A 2500-nucleotide genomic window follows, 5' to 3' on the forward strand; every position below is an offset into this window, starting at 1 on the left:
TCGTAGCTCATTGGCGGCGACTGAGCTGGTGAGATCGGCGGTGCGGAGTTTGTTTTGTAGCTGTTGCAGGACACCGCCTGATTCGGCAATCAGGGTGGATAGGTTGGCTAGCTGGGCCTGGCGGGCGTCTTCGCCCTGCTGGGCGAGGGCGATGTTGCGTTTGAGGCTATTGGCGAGTTTGCCCCACTGTTCCTGGGCGATGCCCTTGCTGTTGCGAACCTTGATTTCGGCTTGTTTGAGCTGGCGGCTGAGGTCGTCAACGGAGAGCAGGGCGTCATTGCCTGCCATCCGGAGCGCTAGCTGGTCAATTTTTTGGGGGAGTTCCTGGGTGCGATCGCACGCATACTGCACCGTGCCCAATAGCTCCATCTGATTGCTAGCCGTCAGCAGCTGTGTCGCTTCTTGATTGAGTTCATCCGCCCGTGCTCCCAGATCCACCGCCTGCTCCCGCACCTGCTGAAATTCGCGATTGAGTTCTTTATTGGTCAGCTCTACTCCGTCAGGTTCGCGGGTTTTGAGCAGGGCAGCTCCTACGGTTGCGATCGCAACTGCACCCGGTATGGCCACCACGCTGGGTAAGCGTCCTAGACGCACGCCACCCACCAGAAAAATGCCCCCTGCCAGCACCGCTAGGGGATACTGCAATGGATTCGCTAGCTTCATCGATGCTCCTAAACCCCTAAAACTCCACCTGCAAATCGGCCATTAGCTGGGCAATGGTGGCCGGATCGCCCTTACGATAGTACCCCCCATTTAGCTGGGCAATCTGCTCTAGAGCCTGGGGGTTAAACTCCCCTTCCTGGCCATAGCCCACTGTAAAAAAGGCAATTCGCTGGTCTGAGGAAAACCCACTTTTAGAAAGCTCCTGGGCTAGCTGCTCCAGGCTGATATTGGATTCTGAGTCTTCACCATCGGTGAGCACCAGTACCGCGTTAATCGCCTCAGCCTTAAGATTTTCAGAAAGCCAGTTACGGGCCGCTAGGGCCGAATCGTAGAGACGTGTACCGCCATCGGCCTGCAAACTCGTAATAAACTGCAGCCCCCGAGCCTTACCCTCAGCCGTGCCATCCACCAGCACCGGCTGACGAATATCGCTATCAAAGTCAATCAGCGCCACCTGGTCTTTTGGCCCCAGAGCATCAATGTAGGTTTTGAGGGTATTTTGCACCGACGGCAGCTTATTACCCTCCATAGACCCGGAGGTGTCCACCACCACCACCACCAAAGAAGACTTCTTGGCCACCTGACTCCAGGTAGTCAGCATGGCCTCAGCCACCTCTGGGGCCGGGGGTCGGTAGGAATCGTAGCTAGCCTGGGGGTCAACGCCAAAGCTGGGGCTAAATTTAGGTCCTAGCGCTATCCCTGGTGCGCCGGGGCGCAGCCCTAGATTCATCGCAATTTCCTGGGCAGGCGGAGTCTGAAAATAGGCCAGAATTTGGTCAGCGGCTTCTTTCTCTTGGTCGCTAACCCAGGGGGCATTGGGAACAATGCCGCGCATGTTGGAGGTAAAGGTGGACTTGGGATACACCGCTTCATACCGAGTGCCGCCAGGGGGCAGATCGGTATTAGCAGCAATCACCGAAGACTCGTACACCGAACCGACGGAAGCCCAAAACGGCCCGTTTTCTACCATGGACTGGGCCAGGGTAGACGTGGATTTACCATAGCGGGTGATCTTGCTCTGGATTTGCTGTACCGCTGCCTGCTGTTGCTGCACATCTGCTGTGGTCAGCTCCTCTGGCCGTTTGCCTGACACGGAGGCAAACTGGGCTACTAAGGTTTGTAACCCAGAATTGGAACGGGTGGGAGCGGTATGAACGTAGTAGATCGGCTGATCGGGACTGCTAGCATCCAAATCCTTATGGGTTTGGGCCGTGACTAATTTGGCAAACAAATCATCCACCTGGCGCAGCCCCGGAGCCAGGTCCATCGGCACCATAAAGACCATGGGGCTATTGGCCAACAGTGGCGAGTCAGTAATGGCTGGAATATAGTTTTGACCAGGTACCAGCTGTTCCATCCGATAGATCAGCTGGTTTTGATAGATTTCACCATCCACCGACAGAATTGTGGGAAACGCTGGGTCATCGGCTGTAATCGCCCCCTGCTGCAGCTGCTGAGCCAGGGTGACAGTATTTTCAACCACGTCACCGCTGCCTGCAGCTTCACAACTCATATGAAAGGCGTCACCGCTGGTGAGCTTAGGGTTAGTTTGGTTAAACTGCTCTGCCGTCTGGTCACAAAAGTGGTGCAGGGCACTCCCCACCAGCAGCTTAACTTCAAACCCCCGCCCCCCGCCGGAACTGGTCCCGCCGTTACAACCGGCTAACAGTAGACCACCGGCCAAGGAACTAGAAATAACACGAACAAACTTTTTCAATCGGCTCTCCATAGCTGCCAACGTGACATTACCAATAGCTACACAATAGTTGATATCAATTCCGATTTATCCTGCCCACTTGTTACGCACAAATCCCCGACATTAGGCCTGTCGCTTGTA

At 55.4% G+C, this 2500-nt stretch carries 2 protein-coding genes; both read right to left on the reverse strand.

All coding sequences use genetic code 11. The annotated features are described in order from the left end of the window. The coding region (locus IQ260_RS29790) for a hypothetical protein (protein ID WP_193996670.1) at nucleotides 1-663 on the reverse strand (663 nt) is incomplete at its 3' end. Between the two features lie 16 nt (nucleotides 664-679). Then, entirely contained in the window at nucleotides 680-2380 is a 1701-nt protein-coding gene (locus IQ260_RS29795) for a VWA domain-containing protein (RefSeq protein WP_228016564.1), read from the reverse strand. Nucleotides 2381-2500: the final 120 nt, after the last annotated feature.

Origin of the sequence: Leptolyngbya cf. ectocarpi LEGE 11479 (genome assembly GCF_015207065.1) — a bacterium.
Lineage (GTDB): Bacteria > Cyanobacteriota > Cyanobacteriia > Phormidesmidales > Phormidesmidaceae > Leptothoe > Leptothoe ectocarpi.